The sequence below is a fragment of the Paucimonas lemoignei genome (genome assembly GCF_004342585.1).
In the GTDB taxonomy this organism is placed as follows: domain Bacteria; phylum Pseudomonadota; class Gammaproteobacteria; order Burkholderiales; family Burkholderiaceae_D; genus Paucimonas; species Paucimonas lemoignei.
In genome coordinates this window covers 78687-97674 of record NZ_SLZQ01000011.1, presented here as the reverse complement: position 1 = coordinate 97674, position 18988 = coordinate 78687, and the positions used below count along the sequence as shown (strand labels likewise).

Here is an 18988-nt window from a genome sequence, read left to right as displayed (position 1 = left end):
ATATAGGTCGGAACTTTATTAGTTTTAAGAAATCAACCGCGCGCCGTAACTAGCTCTTACTCATGCCGGCGCATTGCTTGTCGTTGTATCGGTCGATACAAATGGCGTCGCATAACCGCTTTGCAACAAGGCACGGAAATCGTCGGGCAGCTGCGGCTTACCGCAGTAATAGCCCTGGATTTCATCGCAGCCAAGTTGTTCGAGGATATTGAATGTTTGGCGGTCTTCCACGCCTTCGGCCACCACCGTCAGCTTCAGGCTGCGGGCCACGTTGATGATGGCTTGCGTGACGGCAGCATCGTTAGGATCGCGCACGATATCGCGGATGAAGGATTGGTCGATCTTGAGCTTGTCGACCGGCAGGTTCTTCAGATAACTCAGGTTGGAATAGCCCGTGCCGAAATCGTCGATGGCCAGCGCGATGCCAAGGCCGCGCAAGGCATGCAGCACTTCATGACTGCCATGCAGGAAGGTGCCCTCGGTGATTTCCAGCTCCAGGTAGCGCGCCTCCAGACCGCTGTCCTGCAAGGCGTGCCGCACGGTATCCACGAAATCGTCGCGCTTGAACTGATGCGCCGACACATTGACGGCAACCTGGATCGGCGGCAGCCCGGCATCCTGCCAGAGCTTGTTCTGAAAACAGGCGGCGCGCAATACCCACTCGCCGATCGGCACGATCAGCTGGATTTCCTCGGCCACGCGGATATACCCGGCTGGCGAGAGCAAGCCTTTTTCCGGATGCTGCCAGCGGATCAGGGCTTCGGCGCCGACGATGCGCTTGCTCACGGTATCGACCTTGGGCTGGTACGCCACCAGGAATTCGCGGTTGGCCAAGGCCCGCCGCAATTCCGTTTCCAGGACCCTGCGCCTGCCGGCAATGGTTCCCATATAAGGCGAATACAGGCGCACCGGCATGTTGCTTTCCTTGGCTTCATGCATCGCCACTTCGGCATAACGCACCAGCGTCGTCCCATCCTCGCTATGGTCAGGAAACAGGCTCACGCCTACCGTGGCGCCGATTTCGATATGTTCCCCGCCAATCACAAACGGCTCGGTCACCTGGCGGACCAATGTCTGGACCACGCCCATCATGACTTCTTGCGGGCCGACGCCAGGCAGCATGCAGACGAATTCATCCCGGCCCAGATGCGCCACCGTCGCTTCGGCCAATACACAGCCTTCCAAGCGTTTTGCCACGGTCAACAGCAACTGGTCGCCGACGTCCTGCCCCAGCGAATCGTTGACGAGTCTGAAGCGATCCAGATTCAGGAATAACACGGCCAGACATTTGCCTGTTGTCTTCATGCGCGCCGTCTGCTGCTCCAGCTGCATGGCAAACAAGCGCCGGTTCGGCAGGTTGGTGAGCGGATCATGCTGGGCGATGTATTCGATGTACTTGTTGGCCGAGCGATTGGCTTCCTCGCGCGCTTCCAGCGCCTCGGCCATCACATCGAATTGCCGCGCCAGTTCACCGATTTCGCCAGCTTCATGATTCAGCTCGGTCCTGGCCTTCAGGTTGCCCGCGCTCACGCCCTGCGCCGCCGCGATGATGCGCTGCACGGGCTTGAGGAGCGAACGTTGGCTCAGATAGCCGGTGCCGATATAGGACAGAGCAATAATCAATGCCAATACGCTAAAGTCGATTACCAGCGAATTGCGCGCCGCCCTTTCGAGTCTGGATTTATCCAACCCAACGAACACATAAAAGAATGGCTTGCCTTCAAACTGGATAGGAACCGCGGCATACAAGCGCTGGACGCCATCCATGCCATGTCCATCCACAAAATGCGGCGCACCGGCGGACAAGCTGCGCATCAGGGCGGCATCCTGGACTGGCTTGCCGATTATTTCCGGTATGGCAGGTTCGCGTGTTAGAAGAACGCCTTGCATATCCGTAATGCCAATGACTGTGCCCGCAGGAAGCGGAATGCCGCGTGCCATCGAAGTCAATTCTTCAAGGCGCAAGGCCGTCGAGATTGCCCCTGTGACTTGCCCATCCTGAATGACCGGCAACGCGAAGGTGGCGACCTGTAATCCGGTGACGCGGCTGACAAGATAAGCGCCGCCGACAAAGCGCTTTTCACGCATCATCGTTTGGAAGTAGGGACGATCCTGGACATTGACCGCCCCGTCGAGCGGACTGCCGGTACACAGAATATCGCCATTGGTGTCGATGACAGAAAAATTGTCATATGCAGAAAACTGCTTCGCCATCCTGACCAGCGTGTCACGGCACATCGGCAAGTCGCGGTTCTGCACGAAGGGTTGCTGGCTAATGGCAAGCAAGATGTCCTTGATGCCTTGCACCACCCGGCTCTCATTACTGGCGACCAGCGTCGCCATGGCCATCAGGTTATTCTGGGCTTCACGCTGGGCTTTGTCATACTCCCTGGAACTCTCCAACAGAAATAGGCCAACCGCCGGCAGCGAAGCAAGCAGAATGATGATCAGGAGGCGTGTACGTAGCGTTAGTTTGCTGAGCTGAAATTTCATTACGTTGAACGTATGAATAGTTTTAGTTCAGACTAACAAAGGCAGGGAATGGTTGCTGTTATCGCAAGCAAGGTCCCACATGGTTTCATTATCAAAATAAAATTCGGACTATAATTTCATGGCCGCATCCGTCAACGACCCAAGGCGGGAAGCTGCAAGTGCGTTGACGGCATACCATCCATTCGAATGGGCCAGTGGGATCATTGGCCCTTTTTGTTTTTTACTGTTTCTTCTACATGGCTATCCATCGCGGTTTGTTAAGCAGCCTGCGCTGGCGCACGCGCATTACCTTGTGGACAGCCGCCGTGCTAGCCGGCCTGGTGGTCGTCTCTTTTGCCAAACTCGCAGAGCTAGCCCTGCATGCCTTTACCCTTCTCGCGCAAGGCCGGCCTTGGGTGACATTCATATTGACGCCGGCCATCGGCATGACTGCGGTGTGGTGCACCCGGCGTTATTTTTCGGGCATACAAGGTAGCGGCATTCCGCAAGTTATTGCTGCCACCAAACTCGTTTCACAAGGCGGCGAGATCAGCAAGCTGGTATCGATCCGTATTGCCATCGGCAAGATTGTTGTGGGCGCGTTCGCGCTGCTGGGTGGATTTTCCGCCGGGCGCGAGGGACCATCGGTGCAAGTGGCGGCATCCATCATGCACGCCTCGCATCGCCTGTTGCCGCATTCCCGGGCCCTGCGCCCGGCCGACCTGATTTTGGCAGGCGGCGCAGCGGGCGTGGCGGCCGCCTTCAATACGCCGCTGGCCGGCATCGTGTTCGCCATCGAAGAACTGGGACGCCGCCTGGAAACGCGCACCAGCGGCGTGCTGATCAGCACGATCATTCTGTCCGGCCTGGTGTCCATCGCGCTGCTCGGCAATTACAATTATTTTGGCCAATTCAGCGTCCTGCCGCAAAGTGCCTCGATCATCATGCCGGTCCTGGCCGGCGGCGTGCTCTGCGGTCTGCTGGGCGGCGCCTTCAGTTGGCTGATGCTTTGGCCCCAAAAAGCCAAGGATTTTCCGCTTTGGGTCTGGCGGCGCAATCATCCGGTGCGATTTGCCGGCATCTGCGGATTACTGGTAGCCGTGATCGGCTGGGCGGGAGATGGGCTGTCGTTCGGCACGGGTTATGAAGTCACCAAGCAGGCGGCGTCCGGCGCGCTGGAGCTGCCCTGGCACGCCTCGATCACGCGCTTTCTGGCAACCATCGTGAGTTACTACTCGGGTATTCCCGGCGGGATCTTTGCGCCGTCATTGGCAGTGGGCGGCGCATTGGGCGCGACGCTTTCCCCATTATTACCCGACGCGGGTGGAACGGCACCGTTCATGGCACTGTGCATGGCCGGCTTCCTGGCTGCCGTGACGCAATCGCCCATCACGGCCGCCATCATTGTCATGGAAATGATCGACGGCCATGAAATGGTCATCGGCCTCATGGCGGTTTCGTTCATCGCCAACGTGGTGAGCTCGCGCCTCAGTCCCGAGCTATACCAGCACCTGGCACTCGACTGGATGCCGGCTCACCGTGAATGGCACGCCAGCGCTCCAGACAAGCCGGATTAATCCGGCCTGCTCTTATACCGCGACCCAGACCGTGCTGTTCTCGACGCGTACCGGATAGGCCTTGATCGAATTCTCCGGCGCTTCCAGGCATTCCCCCGTTTCAAGGTCGAAGTGATGCTTGTAGATGGGCGAGGCAACGACGACGCGCTCGCCGAGCGTGCCGATCAAGCCGCGCGATAACACGCTGGCATTCGAGTTCGGATCAAAGTTGTCGATGGCGAAGAGTTGCCCGTTCGCGCCGCTGACCTGAAATACGGCGACAGGCTTATCGTCGACCAGGGCGCAGATGCCGGTATTGGGCAAGATATCGTCAATGGTGCAAACGGGATTCCAGCGGGGTTGAGATTTGATGCGAGTTTGTGCTTGTGTCATGGCGTCCTCTCCTTAAATACTTAAGCTGCTTCGGCAATGATCGGGATAATCTTGCGTTCTTCCGGCGTGGCCGGACGAATCTGTCCACGCTCCTCGACGAACACGACGTTCGGGTCCGGCTGGTCGCTGTTGACGAACTGGCGGAAGCGCTTGCGCGTCTCGGGATTGGTGACGGCAGCTTTCCATTCGCAGGCATAGGTATCGACCACGTGCTGCATGTCGGCTTCGAGTTCCGCCGCCATTCCCAGCTTGTCTTGCAGGATGACTTCTTTCAGATAATCGAGACCGCCTTCGAGGTTGTCGCGCCAGACGCTGGTGCGCTGCAGGCGGTCGGCGGTGCGGATATAGAACATCAGGAAGCGGTCGATATACTTGATCAAGTCTTGCTTGGACAAGTCGGAAGCCAGCAATTCGGCATGGCGCGGCTTCATGCCGCCATTGCCGCAGACGTACAGATTCCAGCCCTTTTCGGTGGCGATGATGCCGACATCCTTGCCTTGCGCTTCGGCGCATTCACGGGTACAGCCAGAGACGCCGAACTTGATCTTGTGCGGCGCGCGCAAGCCCTTGTAGCGATTCTCCAGTTCGATCGCCAGACCCACGCTATCGTCGACGCCATAGCGGCACCAGGTCGAGCCGACGCAGGATTTCACGGTGCGCAGCGACTTGCCATAGGCATGGCCGGATTCAAAACCGGCAGCGATCAACTCTTCCCAAATGGCCGGCAACTGGTCCAGGCGCGCGCCAAACAAATCGACGCGCTGGCCGCCGGTGATCTTGGTGTACAAGCCGTATTTCTTCGCTACCTGGCCAACGGCGATCAAGCCATCCGGCGTGACTTCGCCGCCCGCCATGCGCGGCACCACCGAATAGGTGCCATCCTTCTGGATATTGCCGAGGAAGTAGTCGTTGGAATCCTGCAGGCTGGCGTGCTCTTTTTTCAGCACGAAGTCGTTCCAGCATGAAGCAAAGATGTTGGCAGCGACCGGCTTGCAAATATCGCAGCCCAGGCCCTTGCCATGCTTGGCCAGCAAATCGTCGAAGGTCTTGATCTGGCCGACTTTAATCAGGTGGAACAATTCCTGGCGCGAGTAAGCGAAGTGTTCGCACAAATGGTTGTTCACCGCCATGCCCTGCTTCTTCATCTCGGCCTTCATCACTTGCGTCACCAGCGGCACGCAACCGCCGCATGCCGTGCCCGCCTTGGTGCAAGCCTTCATGTCACCGATACTGGTCACACCGTTGCACACCGCTTCGCAGATCTGGCCCTTGGAGACATTGTTGCAGGAGCAGATTTGCGCGGATGCCGGCAAGGCATCGACACCCAGGCCTGGTTTCGCCTTGCCATCGCTTTGCGGCAGGATCAGGAATTCCGGATCTTTCGGCAGCTCGATCTTGTTGAGCATCATTTGCAGCAAGGTGCCGTATTCGGTCGCGTCGCCCACCAGCACCGCGCCCAGCAAGTACTTGCCGCACTCGGAAACGACGATCTTCTTATAGACCTGCTTGCGCTCGTCGGTGAACTGACACGAACGGCTGCCGGCGGTCGCGCCCATGGGGTCGCCGATGCTGGCCACGTCCACGCCCAGGAGTTTCAGCTTGGTGCTCATGTCGGCGCCGGCAAACTCACCAGCCTGCTCGGCCAGGTGGCGAGCCGCCGTGCGCGCCATGTCGTAACCTGGCGCCACCAAGCCGAAAATCTGACCATTCCACAGGGCGCATTCACCAATGGCATAGATATCCGGGTCCGAGGTCAAACAGTGGTTGTCGATGACGATGCCGCCACGCGGTCCCACTGTCAGGCCGGATTCACGCGCCAGCTCGTCGCGCGGACGAATACCCGCGGAGAACACGATCATGTCGGTTTCGAGATGGGTACCATCGGCAAATACCAGGCGGTGACGCGCGGTTTCGCCATCGACGATCTCAAGGGTGTTTTTCTGGGTGTGCACGACGACACCGAGTTCCTCGATCTTCCGGCGCAGCATGCGCCCGCCCCCCTCATCCATCTGCACCGCCATCAGGCGCGGCGCGAATTCCACCACGTGCGTCTCCAGACTCATGTCGCGCAGCGCCTTGGCGCATTCCAGACCCAACAGGCCGCCGCCGATGACCACGCCGCTAGTCGAGCGGCTGCCGCATTCCAGCATGGCTTCCAGGTCTTCGATGGTGCGGTAGACAAAACAGTCCTTGCGATCCTTGCCGGGCACCGGGGGCACGAAAGGATAAGAGCCGGTAGCGATCACTAGCTTGTCATAGTCCAGCTCCTTGCCGTCGCTGGTGGTGACGGTCTTGGCGTAGCGGTCAATCGATGCGGCACGCGTGTTCAAGCGCAGCGCCAGGTTGCCGCGATCGAAAAATCCCGGCGACACCAGCGAGAGGTCTTCTGCCGATTTACCGGAAAAGAATTCGGACAGGTGCACACGGTCGTAAGCCGCGCGCGGCTCTTCGCACAAGACGGTGACTTCGGCGTCGTGCAGGCCTGCGTCATCCAGGCTTTCGAGGAATTTATGCCCCACCATGCCATGGCCAATCACAAGAATTTTCATCATTTTCTTCCCCTGTTTCATTCGGTTGCGGTCGCGCACAACTGCAGCGCACGAGTCATTTGCTCATCTATTTGCAATGGGCGTGCCAGGGGGAATTGGGGGTATTTGGTGCAAATGGGGTGGTTATGCACTAAATGATGGAGGGGATGCTTCAGATCGGGGCGAGGAGGTGGTGCAGGGGTGCACTGGGATAGTGCGGTGAGATCTTATTCACGCAAGGTAGTTCTGGCAGACTTGCAGCGACTTGGAACTTTATAAAAGTTATGTAAGCCTCAGTCGACAATCTGTGTAGTTGACATTACTGTCATCATATCGAGCGACGTATGGCTATGAATAACGATTCTTCGCCAATTCTTGCGAAATCGGCAATCAGAAGAGCAAACGTGGAAAAATTGAGAAATCAGGCTCTAATGGATATAGATAGGTTAGTACCGGCTGCTCAGGAAAGTGCAGCAGTGTGGGGCGCTGGCGGCACAATTGGAAGCTGAAATGGACGGCAATAAAAGTCCAGGAAAGCCATCTTAGTTTTAGCTATTTTCCTGAGGGCCAAAGAGACGATTCCGCTTCGCCTCTCATGGCAAGGTTACCTATGTAGCCAACGCGGGTAATGTGTAGACTGCGTTATCGGGGAAGATTCCGGTTGCGCGTACTTGACGTTCTGCCAAAGCTATATCATTTGAGAAGAGCACAACGGCCAAATCAGTACGAGCTCTTGTACAGCAAACATAAAAAAGTCGACGTGTACGTTCTATGGCAGTTTCTTTTCCTTCAAGAACATTTTGTTCATCACGAGCCGACATTCGCTTTATTCCAAAATATTTATCATAAGAAAACTGGACGTGGGTACCTTCATCGTCGTCTAAAACAACGAGTACTCTGGCAAACTCTGCTCCCTTAATACCTTGTTGCGTTGAGAACGGTGATTCGTCATTCAAATATGCTTGGTAACCCAAAAATTGGGATACTTCGCATCGCATGAAAGAATCCATCGCTGTGATTTCACGGTTATCACCGTCATCATTGTCATCGTCGCCTTCAACGTTTTCCGGCGTTTGATCATCTAGATACGCCATAATTCGGTGATCCAACGTTAAGAGGCGGGAGTCTCGTAAATGAAGCAGTACATCGCGCACCGACGCGTTAGAATCAGGAGACACCATTTCTGCCAACTGCATACAGGCCTCTCGTAGCTCGCCGAGCACCTGAGCGACGTCTCTCCCCCGCAAATTTTCCCCAACCAATCGTGGGCTACTTGACCGCAGAATCGACATTGCCTTGAATTCCTGCCCTTTACGAACAGCGTCGCTTAACGGAATAACAAAAGAAACAAATGGCCTCAACGGCCAAGCTGATGCATCAAGAAACCCTGCTTTAAACGTTTCAGGCGCATTATCATTCATAGCTGAATACAGCGCCGAAAACCCTAAGCGAGATGCTGCCATTCTGTGAACGATCACAAGTGTTTTTACTGAAGTAGTTTCGCTCGGCTGCCATTCAGGATCATTGTTGTGACGGGAAATCCAGTCTCTAACTGCAAGAAGACGCTCATTACGCTGCTCGTCAATTGGCAATATAAATATGCGTGCAGTGCCAATAACTGGTCGAGCTTCGCCCTCGACCATTGATGTTCGTCCGCCTACTTGGACTAAATCGTCACCACCACGCCGTATAGCATTTGCCACAGAAAGTACGGAAGTTGCACAACGAAAGTTTTCTGGCTTTGTGATAGTAATCCAACCTGCTTCTTGCTGAATCTTTCCAACACCAGTCGGATAAATCTGCTGCATTGGGTCGCCGAAGAATCCTAGACAAAAATGAGAGCGCATTTGATGCTGAACAGCTTTCAATGCGTCCACAACATACGGCATGGTGTCCTGGCTTTCGTCTACAAACAAAAACGGGAACTGCTGGCCGAAAAGTGTCCGAAATAATGGCCGCTCTGTTAAAAATGCTGAGGCGATCTTAATAACGTCGTCATGTCCTAAGACGCCTTTAATGTAGTCGCTCCCTGTACCGTATGTAAATGCGGATACAGATCCAATACGTGTACGCTGATACTCATATCTTTCGATATCACGTTTATTTCTTTCACGTGTACGTTCATGTACACGCGGGCCGAACCCGGCAGCGGCAGCCCGAAGCTCTGCAAGCTTTTCATCAATACGCTGAGCAACCCAATCGCGAATATCGTTTTGGAAAGATCGAATAATCATCCAAAAAAAACTATGTATCGTCGAAACATGAACTAGCGGGTTATTGCTAATATCAGCCCATATCTCCTTCGACGCGATTTCCGTATATGTGATGCATGCGACACGCTGACGTTTCTTTCTTAGGCTAGTCCCATGTTCGTCGATGATCGTTTTTAATGCCTTGATGAGTGACGTTGTCTTACCAGAGCCGGCGCCGGCCACCATGATAAAGCTCTGACGTACGCCAATGATTTGACGGAGCTGTAAATCAGCTTGTGTATCAGGTTGGCTTGCGCGGCGATTCACACTGCCCCCTTATTTTTATTATCAGTAACAACTGCGGCTGCATAGTCTACTGCTGGAGCAAGCGTAGGAGTCTCGGCGAATGCTTTAATACTCTCGACCGGCATTTTTTCAGTAAGAGCAACAATACTTGTTACCGCAGCCTGCGTTTGAGCTAGTGCGTCTGCAATAATCTCTTTGTGTGTCCCTTCTTGTGGATTTGACTCGGCTTCCAACCCTATTTGCGCTGCGAGCCAAATCAGTCCCTGTTTGATATAAAGTGGCACGCTCCAATGTTCAGGGTTACTACTAAGTACGGCAAGGGCAAACTTCGTTTTGTCGAAATGTTTTCCAGTCACACGCTTGTATAGCCCAATAGCCAAATCATTTGGAGAGGCTGGCACGGCCTTTAGCTTTAGCCCAACGTAACGTTGCGTGGCCTCTTGGCACCAAGCCGCATTTTCCAGACCAAATGCTTCTTCCAAAGTGCGTCCACACAATAACATGTGTTGATCGTTCCAAGTTACCTCTGTAGATGTTTGATATGCGACCATCACTCTCGCCATATCTGAATCGCCCAACTTCTCGGTTTTTTGTTCGCACGAAGCAGCTAACAACTCTTCAATCGTACGCATTTTCGGAAGCCATTGAATCAACGTTTGATTTGCCGTCACTGCTCCAGGCTCAGCCGGCAGGCAAGTTCTTCCGTAACGTTTTTGTGGAGGCGCATTTTCGTCTACACTCGGAATCTCGAATTCTTTCTCTTCATCTTCATCTACGACATCTGGCGCGCTCGCCTCAGTCACGCTGTCGATATCAGTGATGATGAGTGTTGTGATGCCGAGGAACTCGATCAGTTCTTTGAACCGGTGTCCGAATGCACCGCCAACTTCCAATATACAGATTGCTGCCGACCTCAGAGTTTTCGACTCTTTCTCGATCATTGATGGCATGAGGAGCCGCTCCACATTCCCCTCGACCAATATTGCAGCATCAGCAAAAAACAAATCACAGTGTGTTAATTTAAGATAGCGCTGCAGAAAGTCACGATCCTTTGGTGTTGGCCCTTTTTGGAAACTTGAGAGGTTCAGTACCTTTGTTGACTGCTCACCGTCCTGATTATGGCGACGAAAATAACGTATTGGTGTAAAGCCGCGTTCATACAGTATGTGTGGAGAATGCGTAGTGACTACAACTTGACTGGCGAATGATTCGCCTGCGTTGTCAGTGTCATTAAGCAGGCTAAATACGTTACGGATGAATACTTGCTGAAGTTGCGCATGCAAATGTGCCTCTGGCTCTTCTATAAAAATCAAATGAAGCGGTGGACGCTTGTCCTCTTCTTCTTTCCATTTTTGATGAAGATCCAGGATCTCGACAACCATATATATAAGATTCTTAAACCCAAGGCCGTTATAACTGTCGGGTAGTGTGACAGTACTATCGCCGCTGCCGACAATGTAATGAACCTTCGCATCTTGGCTCATGATTGTCGCCGGATTCAAAGCAGACTTGATCTCTAAACGCGGATTATTAAGTCCTGGATATCCAAGCGTTTCAAGTTGTTTCAGCGTTGGCTCGAATACCTCCATAAGATGCTTGTTCAACCCCTCTTCGGAATCAAACAGCGCCTTCAATGCTGCGTGATCCTCCTCCCGCTGATCGAGGTTGCGCTGGTAGAATCGACTTAAGCGTTTTGATAGATCTTCCGCTCGCCCAGCTCCGCCGGACGTGTTGGATTTGGGGTCAGTCAAATGGCGTTGAGCATTTAAGCAGTCTACGCGAACAAGTGATTTTAGGAGCGCACCACCACCTAGTTCACCCGCAAGTAGAGAGGGCTCATACCCGTTAGATTGCCTATACTCGGAATCGAACTGTGTGCGATCAAGCACGAAATATCGCAACTCGAACTCTCGGTGCAATTCCTTTTCAAGATATTCGGTTAATGTTTTTGGCCAAGGAATGTAGTTTCCGGCTCCTCCCACTAAAGCGGCAGCGCGTTCTTTTGCCTCCTTCTGCTTTCCTCTATACCGTTGCAACAGTTCGATCGCATCGCGTGCGCCAAACTCAATGCGGATTCCGACTTCGTTTCCCTGCCATTGCGTACTTGGAAGGAGTGGGATGACGAGGTACAGGTCATCCTGCGTTACTTCAAACCAAAGATCCAGTACGACGCAGGGCATCGATGCTTGATCATCGCCAGACGGATCAGCCTCTCCGATTTCGTTAAGTTTTTTCCAGACACTGGAACTAAAGTCATATAGAGAAAATCTCTCTTTAGACCCGGACAAAAACGTTTGAATCGCTTGCGTCGCAGACGTTTTCCCGCTGTTATTTGAACCAACAAAAATTGAGATATCTGAATCTAGTTCTATATGCGCGCTCTGAAGACGCCTGAAGTTTTGTACTCGATATGAACGTAGGTACATGAATGCTTCCCCCCGAAAGCGAAAAATGTGCTTAAACCATATGCGTTAGAGCTCATTCCGAGCCAGCAAAATATTTCTCGAAGATTAGACGAACTCCTTCGTTTTTATTTCTATAAACTGCCTAAAGATTCTGAATCGCTGCCTTTGTATCTAATTCTGGCGTGAGAGCGGATTCATTTGCGACTTTAGAAGTCGCAATAGCCTTTTGAATCGGCTTCACCTGCCGAATCCACCCCATCAGAACCCGCCCATCAATCAACTTCAAATTCCGCCCTTTAGCAAACCTCATCGCTGCCTCGGTAAACAACCCGGACGTCACCACGTATCCGCCAGCCGCCCCTTTCGCTGCCATCACGCCATACAACTCGCGCACCACATCCACGCCCACCCGAAACGCTTTCCATTGCTTGCACTGCACCAGGAATAGCTCATCTTCCTTGCGCAGGATGAGATCGATTCCACCATCCGGCCTGCTGCCGCCGTTTTCCATGACTTGATACCCCTGCCGCCGAAACGCTTCGCCAACCAGCATTTCAAACTCTTGCCAGGAGATGTCATCCAGCGCGCTGGCCGCCTCGCTCTTTGCCGCATTGACGAGCAAAGCTTCGCGCTGCTTGCGCCGCCATGCCGATAGGGCCGCGCCGCCCAGGCATATCAGCGGAATGAAGAATTGGCCGTAGTACGCCAGCGTTTTCCAGAGCGTGCTGGTGACGTACGCGCCCATTTGGGCCGGCTGCACCGGCGCAGCAGGAGCCGGTTGGCTGGCTATCGAATGCAGCCAGAAATAAGTGATGGCCGCGATGGCGATGCCGGCCCACGCCGGGAGCATCGCGACGAATTCGAGCAAGTCTTCTGCGGGAGAGGTTTTTTTGTTGCGCCCCATGTTTGCCGTAAAAATAGTGTCAGGGTTAATGTTTTAATATTTATATTTGGCAACATTTTACCTGTGTAGGCGGGCCGTCGATATCCCATAAATATGGGAGAAAAGAGCCATAAGATAAAACGACAATAAAGTACCATTGGTATTTCTCTTTGGTAATATCTTTGGTATTCCGACTTAAAAGAGAACGCCGTGGCCACACTCATCCCTGCAATTAGCTCCTGCGCCTCGCGCATGACCTCAGGAGAAAAGCGCCTCGCCTACCGCTTGGAAGATAAGCTGGAAGACGATTATCTGTGCTGGTATGACGTTTCTATTGGCGAACGCACTCAGCATCCAGACTTCGTAGTGTTTCATCCTAGTCGTGGCCTACTAGTCTTGGAAGTGAAAGATTGGAAGCTCGATACCATCCATAGCATGGATAAGCAGCAGGCTGCCATCCTGACCAATCATGGCATCAAGCATGTGCTGAATCCGCTTGAGCAAGCGCGACAATACATGTTTGCCATTACAAGCAGGTTGGAACGTGACCCAAAATTGGTTTTCCCCAGCGGCTCATTGAAAGGCAAGCCATTTATCTCTTATGGCCATGGTGTGGTGCTGTCCAATATCAATCGCAAACAATTTGATGGCGCCCAATTGGGCGACGTGTTACCGGCACATCTTGTTATCTGCCAGGATGAGATGACTGAGAGTGCTGATCCTGAGGCATTTCAAAAGCGGCTTTGGGATATGTTCCCATTCAAGTTCAAGATGCCCCTGAGCTTGCCCCAGATTGATCGCATCCGTTGGCACATGTTTCCCGAAGTGCGTATCTCTAGCCAGTCTGACCTGTTTGCCGACACCGATCAAAAAACCGTGGAAATTCCCGATGTCCTACGCGTCATGGATCTTCAGCAAGAGCAACTGGCGCGCAGCTTGGGCGAAGGCCATCGCGTCATCCATGGCGTAGCTGGCTCAGGTAAGACACTGATCCTTGGATATCGCGCGGAACACCTCGCCAAGCTATGCCATCGTCCTATCCTTGTTCTCTGCTATAACAAGACACTAGCTGCCAAACTGGCTAGCGTGATGGAAGCTAAAGGCGTGCAGGACAAGGTCCACGTAGTGAATTTCCATGCCTGGTGTGCTCGCCAACTGGAAGCCTATAACGTTGGTAAGCCGCCGCACAATCCGGATTTGAATGCGTATTTCGAGCAAAGCGTGGAGCGCGTCATCCGCGCTGTCGATCAAAAACTGATTCCGACTGCGCAATATGATGCAGTTTTGATTGACGAAGGCCATGACTTCCGACCAGAGTGGTTTAAGCTGGTCGTGCAAATGATTCATCCAGATACCAATTCACTGCTGGTGTTGTATGACGATGCACAATCTATCTATAACGGCCCAAAGAAACTACGGTTTTCATTTTCCAGCGTTGGCGTGCAAGCCAAGGGCCGCACAACCATCCTGAAGCTTAACTATCGCAACACTGCCGAAATCCTGGCGGTAGCCCGTGCTTTTGCTGATGACTTGCTATCGCCGGCTGACAGTGAAGAAGATCAAGCACCTACTGTGCAACCCATGAGCGCAGGCCGTCATGGCCCGAAACCCTTACTTATCAAGCTTCCATCCATTAGAGATGAGGCTGAATTCTTGGCGAATAAACTCATCGAAGCGAACCGTGTTGGCACGCCATGGAAAGATATGGCGATCATTTACCGACGCTACGGTATTGGGGAACAGATGATGGAGACATTGAAACGGAAAGGCATTCCGTTTCAATGGCAACAAGATAAAAAGAAAAGCTATTCACCGGCGCACGACAGCGTCAAGCTGATAACTATGCATAGCAGTAAAGGACTGGAGTTCCCCATGGTGGGTATCCCTGCCATTGGTGCGCCATCGAAGGAAGACGATGATGCTCAGGAAGAGGCGCGCTTATTGTATGTCGCCATGACACGGGCCACACAAGAACTGGTGATGACATATGGCGAAACGTCGCTATTGGGAGAAAAGATGCAAAAGGCAATGGGAGTGTTGGAATCAGTGTAGTTATTTTCCAATATGCTTCTATTTAAATAAGCTTATTTACTTTCTTCATTGGTCTTTTACATGTGCCAGTAACGCTCCCTAATCTGCGCTTCGATCAAGGACGCATGGCAACCCGCATGGTTTGATGGAGCTTCCGCATTGTCTCGTTACCCTTTATGCCGATTGAACGCGAACTCAGTCTGCGCGCCGTCCTGACCGGCATCCTGCTTGGCATCGTATTGACCCCGTCGAATGTCTATTCCGGCTTGAAGATCGGCTGGTCGTTCAACATGGCGATCAATCGCGCTCTTGCCCGGCTGCTTCCTTAGGCCGCTTCACTCACCTGCTGCTGCGCCAGCCACTGCACCAGGCTTTCCGGCGGCATGGGTTTGGCAAACAGGTAGCCTTGCACTTCATCGCACCCGGTCTTTCGCAGGAAGTCGAGCGCTTCCTGCGTTTCCACGCCCTCGGCCACGACACGGTAACCCAGCTCATGGGATAGCGACACCATCGCGCCGACCAGCATCCTGGCGCGCTCGCCCTCGAACAGCTTGCGGATGAAGGATTGGTCGATTTTGACGATATCAGCCGGCAGGCTTTGCAGGTATGACAGGCTGCTGTAGCCTGTGCCGAAGTCGTCGATCGCCAGGCGCACGCCGGCGTCGGCGACGGCCGTCAGCGTGGCTTGCGCCTTGCCCGGATTCGACATGAACGCGCTTTCGGTCAGCTCCAGTTCCACGGCTTGCGGCGCGACCTGATATTTCGTTAGCGTGGCAAGCAGCCGCTCGGCGAAATCCGGCTCCAGCAGATTGGTGGCCGAGACATTCAGCGATACCTGCATGTCGATGCCGTCGTCTTGCCACTGCCTCAACTGGCGGATGGCGGTTTCCATCAACCAGGCGGTAACGGGACGCGCCATCGAACTCAGCTCGACGATCGGCATGAATTCGCCTGGCGACACCGGGCCCAGGTCCGGATCGGTCCAGCGCAGCAGCGCTTCGGCGCCGACGCAGGCGCCCGATGCGATATCGATGCGCGGCTGGTACACCAGGCTCAGGCGCTCGGTGTGTTCCAGCGCGCTGCTGAACTTGTTCAGCAAGGTAAAGCGGCGCAAGTGGGCGGCATCGTGTTCCGTGGAATACACGCAGACATGCTCGTCCATCTCGAACGCTTCCTGGCAGGCGCTGTGCGCCATGCGCAGCACGTCGGCATACCCGGTCTGCCCGAGCAGGAATGGCGCGATGCCGACCGACGTGGTGGTCATGAACGAGGCATTGCTGGCATGGCGCTGCTGTTGCAGCACTTGCGCCAGCTCCCGGCTGTAGGCTTGCAGCTCGATCCCCTGGCGGGCGAAAAAAGCCACCTGTGCTTCGCCGACGTGATAGATCGTGCGGCCCTTGCCGAGTATGCTCCTTAACAAGGTCACCGAATGGCGGATCAGGTCTTCGAAGTAATGCGAACCCATCGCGCGGGTGCCGTCGCGGATCTCTTCCGGCTTGGCGAAATTGACCATGACCAGTACGCGCGCTTCGATGCCTTTCCCATCCTTGTTCAGGTCGTCGAAATCTTCGCGGAACTGCTTGCGGTTGGGCAGGCCGCTGACCGGATCGATGCGGCCCAGCGCGTGCTGCAATTCGATCTGCGCCATCGCCATGGCCGCCAGGTCGTGCAGGGATGCCATTTCCTCTGGAGTCGTCTGGCGCGGCTCGGTGCCGAGCACGCACATCGCTCCCAGGCTGTAGCCATCGTCAGTTATCAGCGGCGCGCCGGCGTAAAAACGGATGCCGCTTTCGGCAAGCGGACTGTCGCGGTAACACGCATCGTCGAGCAGATCGGGAATGACCACCACGCCCGCCGTATCGGCGACATGACTGCAAGGCGCCTTGTCGCGCGGGATGGAGTCATGCGCTACGCCCACGCGGGACTTGAACCACTGCCGGTCGGCGTCGGTCAGCGATACCGCCGAAATCGGCAGATTGAAAATCTGCGCGGCCATGCGCGTGATGCGGTCAAATGCCTCCGTCGGCGCGGTGTCGAGCAAATCCAGCCGGTGCAATGCTTCTAGGCGTCGGGCTTCATAGGTATCGCTCGGATTGGATTCTTCGTTTGGATGGGACATGGTGTTGCTTCCTTTGGCTGCCGGACCAGCCATTCCCATCAAGATGTGACGAAAATGACGAAACTGGTTTTTGCTTATTGAGTAAAATTAATCGCTTGCAAGATATTCGCATGAAAAACCGCTGATATATCCATAATTTGTTTCTATAACATCGATAGATTTGTCAGTTTCGTCGTTTTTATTGATTATTGCTGAATGACGGTTATAATTTGCGCCACACATAAATCGCACGCCCATGTCATCGCCCCGCAAAACCGCGTCTTTCAAAGAAGATGCCGACCCTATTCTCACCACCCGCGCCACTGCCAGGCTGCTGGGAGTGGCGGTCAGCACCGCACAACAATGGATTGAGAGTGGTGCGCTGCCGTCCTGGAAAACCCCGGGTGGACATCGGCGTGTAAGAACCAGCGCGGTCATGCGCTTGCTGGAAAATAGAGTGAAAGTTGCGCAGGCGAATCAGGCGCCACAGGTGTCATCGTTCCCGCTTGATGCGGAATTTCAGCCTGTCGCTGAACCGGCCTACCCTATACCGCAGGATGAAGGGGCGCGCCTGAAGGCAGTGCATGCGCTCGAGTTGGTCGGCACTTCGGACAACCCGGCGTTCGATCGTCTCACCTGGCTGGCGAGCGAAATCACCGATATGCCAATGGCCTTGATTACGCTGCTGACCTCGCAGCGCCAATGGTTCGTGTCACGGGCCGGCATTACTCTCGCCGAAACGCCGCGCGAATGGGCATTTTGCAGCCACGCGATCCTGCAGGATGATCTGTTCGTGGTTGAAGATGCACGGGAAGATGAGCGCTTCAAGCAAAATCCGCTGGTTACCGGTAACCCCTATATCCGTTTTTATGCCGGAGTGCCCTTGATCAGCCGGGACGGATTTCGCCTCGGGACCTTGTGTGTGCTGGATCGCGAGGCGCGCCGCTTGCGCGAAAAGGAAATCCGCGCGTTACGCGAATTGGCGACGATTGCCTCGGATGAATTGAAACGTCTCGGCGCCCTTCCGGCGTTGGGGTAGACACTGCAACGGGCCGGGGTCTGCGTCCCTACATCCCCAAACAAACCTTTATCCCATCAATGGCGGCAGGCAATCGGTGTCGGCCGCGGTGGTCTTCCGCAATTCCGCAATCACCCAATTCCTGAAGAGGGACATGGTCGCCTCCTTTACATCGTTTTTTCGCCAGACCAGGTAATAACTGAAGGCGCCGCGCGCCGCGATATCGAACAAGCGGACCAGGCGCCTTTGCTGTAGATATTCCTGCACCAGCAGCGACCTCGCCAAAGCAATCCCCTGCCCGAGTAGCGCGGCATGGATGGTGTGCGTGATTTCGTTGAATGCCAGGGTATTGTCCGGCTCATCGGGTGACAAGCCTGCCTTGCTGAACCAGTTGCTCCAGGAAATGACGGAATGCCGCAGCAAGGGAAATTGCTTGAGAGTGTCCAGGGTAATCCCGGGGTGCGCTTGCAGAAATTTCGGGCTGCAGACGGGGAAGATTTCTTCATCCAGCAGCTTGAGCTTTTCCACGCCGCGCCAGTTGCCGTCGCCATAGCGCAAGCTCATGTCGACCGCCTCGTCTTGCAGGATCACGAGGTCGGGCGTGGTGCGGATATTCAGGCGCACATCCGGATGCTGCCGATTAAACGCTTGCAAATGCGGAATCAGCCAATTCTCGGCAATCGGCGCCATCACTTCCAGCGTCAGGGTGCGGTCGGCAGCACCTTGCCTGGGCGCGTCCGGAAACATGCCTTCCAGTTCATGCAGGACTTTGCGGACTTTATCGGCCAGGCCTTTGCCCGCCGGCGTCAGCAGCATGGCATTGCCGGAACGATAAAAGAGCTGGCAACCCATGCGGTTTTCCAGCTCGCGGATTTGCTGGCTCACCGCGCTATGCGTGATGAACAGCTCTTTTGCCGCCGCCGAAAAGCCGCTTAAGCGCGCCGCAGCCTCGAAGGCGCGCAGCATGGAAATGGGCGGGAGTTTTCTGTACATGACGTAGGGTGTTAGTTGCACTTACATCTTACGTCAAAATTTCTCGTTGGGCTTTTGCACCATGCCGCGCCACACTACCAGCTTACCCGATGGGAGTCAGACCGTGAGCGTAA

12 protein-coding genes are annotated in these 18988 nt (G+C 54.5%); 4 read left to right on the top strand and 8 right to left on the bottom strand.

From position 1 onward, the window contains the following. Positions 1-60 precede the first annotated feature (60 nt). On the bottom strand, positions 61-2493 hold the full coding sequence (locus tag EDC30_RS15445; protein WP_132259750.1) for a bifunctional diguanylate cyclase/phosphodiesterase: 2433 nt from the start codon (positions 2491-2493) through the stop codon (positions 61-63). 236 nt (positions 2494-2729) lie between these two features. On the opposite strand from EDC30_RS15445, the gene EDC30_RS15440 reads away from it, so the two are divergent. After that, positions 2730-4049 (top strand): chloride channel protein, encoded by a 1320-nt coding sequence (locus EDC30_RS15440; protein WP_132259749.1) that lies wholly within the window; start codon positions 2730-2732, stop codon positions 4047-4049. 12 nt (positions 4050-4061) lie between these two features. Here EDC30_RS15440 and nirD read toward each other — a convergent pair whose 3' ends face one another. From nirD to EDC30_RS15415, 5 genes are all read right to left on the bottom strand, one after another. Then, complete coding sequence (nirD, locus tag EDC30_RS15435) at positions 4062-4421, bottom strand: nitrite reductase small subunit NirD (protein WP_132259748.1); 360 nt, start codon at positions 4419-4421, stop codon at positions 4062-4064. Positions 4422-4441: 20 nt separating this feature from the next. Next, positions 4442-6970 (bottom strand): nitrite reductase large subunit NirB, encoded by a 2529-nt coding sequence (gene nirB, locus EDC30_RS15430; RefSeq protein WP_132259775.1) that lies wholly within the window; start codon positions 6968-6970, stop codon positions 4442-4444. Between the two features lie 587 nt (positions 6971-7557). Further along, positions 7558-9468: a UvrD-helicase domain-containing protein gene (locus EDC30_RS15425; RefSeq protein ID WP_132259747.1), complete on the bottom strand. Its 1911-nt coding sequence runs from the start codon at positions 9466-9468 to the stop codon at positions 7558-7560. After that, positions 9465-11873 carry an ATP-dependent nuclease gene (locus tag EDC30_RS15420; RefSeq protein ID WP_132259746.1) on the bottom strand — a complete coding sequence of 803 codons (2409 nt, stop codon included), beginning with the start codon at positions 11871-11873 and terminating at the stop codon, positions 9465-9467. Before EDC30_RS15420 ends, EDC30_RS15425 begins: the two co-directional genes overlap by 4 nt. 121 nt (positions 11874-11994) lie before the next feature. Next, entirely contained in the window at positions 11995-12720 is a 726-nt protein-coding gene (locus EDC30_RS15415; RefSeq protein WP_165973846.1) for a restriction endonuclease, read from the bottom strand. A gap of 225 nt (positions 12721-12945) precedes the next feature. On the opposite strand from EDC30_RS15415, the gene EDC30_RS15410 reads away from it, so the two are divergent. Together EDC30_RS15410 and EDC30_RS15405 are read left to right on the top strand one after the other, a co-directional pair. Then, the gene (locus EDC30_RS15410; RefSeq protein ID WP_207907299.1) at positions 12946-14787 is read left to right on the top strand and encodes a DEAD/DEAH box helicase; all 1842 of its coding nucleotides are present in this window, start codon (positions 12946-12948) and stop codon (positions 14785-14787) included. 155 nt (positions 14788-14942) lie between these two features. Next, a complete protein-coding gene (locus EDC30_RS15405; RefSeq protein WP_207907298.1) occupies positions 14943-15095 on the top strand; it encodes an OPT/YSL family transporter in 153 nt (50 codons plus the stop codon). Here the strand turns inward: EDC30_RS15405 and EDC30_RS15400 are convergent. Further along, entirely contained in the window at positions 15092-16885 is a 1794-nt protein-coding gene (locus EDC30_RS15400) for a putative bifunctional diguanylate cyclase/phosphodiesterase (RefSeq protein WP_132259744.1), read from the bottom strand. The two genes, EDC30_RS15405 and EDC30_RS15400, sit on opposite strands and share 4 nt — an antisense overlap. A gap of 235 nt (positions 16886-17120) precedes the next feature. Between EDC30_RS15400 and EDC30_RS15395 the strand changes: the two genes are divergently transcribed. Continuing rightward, complete coding sequence (locus tag EDC30_RS15395; RefSeq protein ID WP_132259743.1) at positions 17121-17903, top strand: GAF domain-containing protein; 783 nt, start codon at positions 17121-17123, stop codon at positions 17901-17903. 48 nt (positions 17904-17951) lie between these two features. On the opposite strand, the gene EDC30_RS15390 is transcribed toward EDC30_RS15395, so the two are convergent. Then, a complete protein-coding gene (locus EDC30_RS15390) occupies positions 17952-18875 on the bottom strand; it encodes a LysR substrate-binding domain-containing protein (RefSeq protein WP_132259742.1) in 924 nt (307 codons plus the stop codon). Positions 18876-18988: the final 113 nt, after the last annotated feature.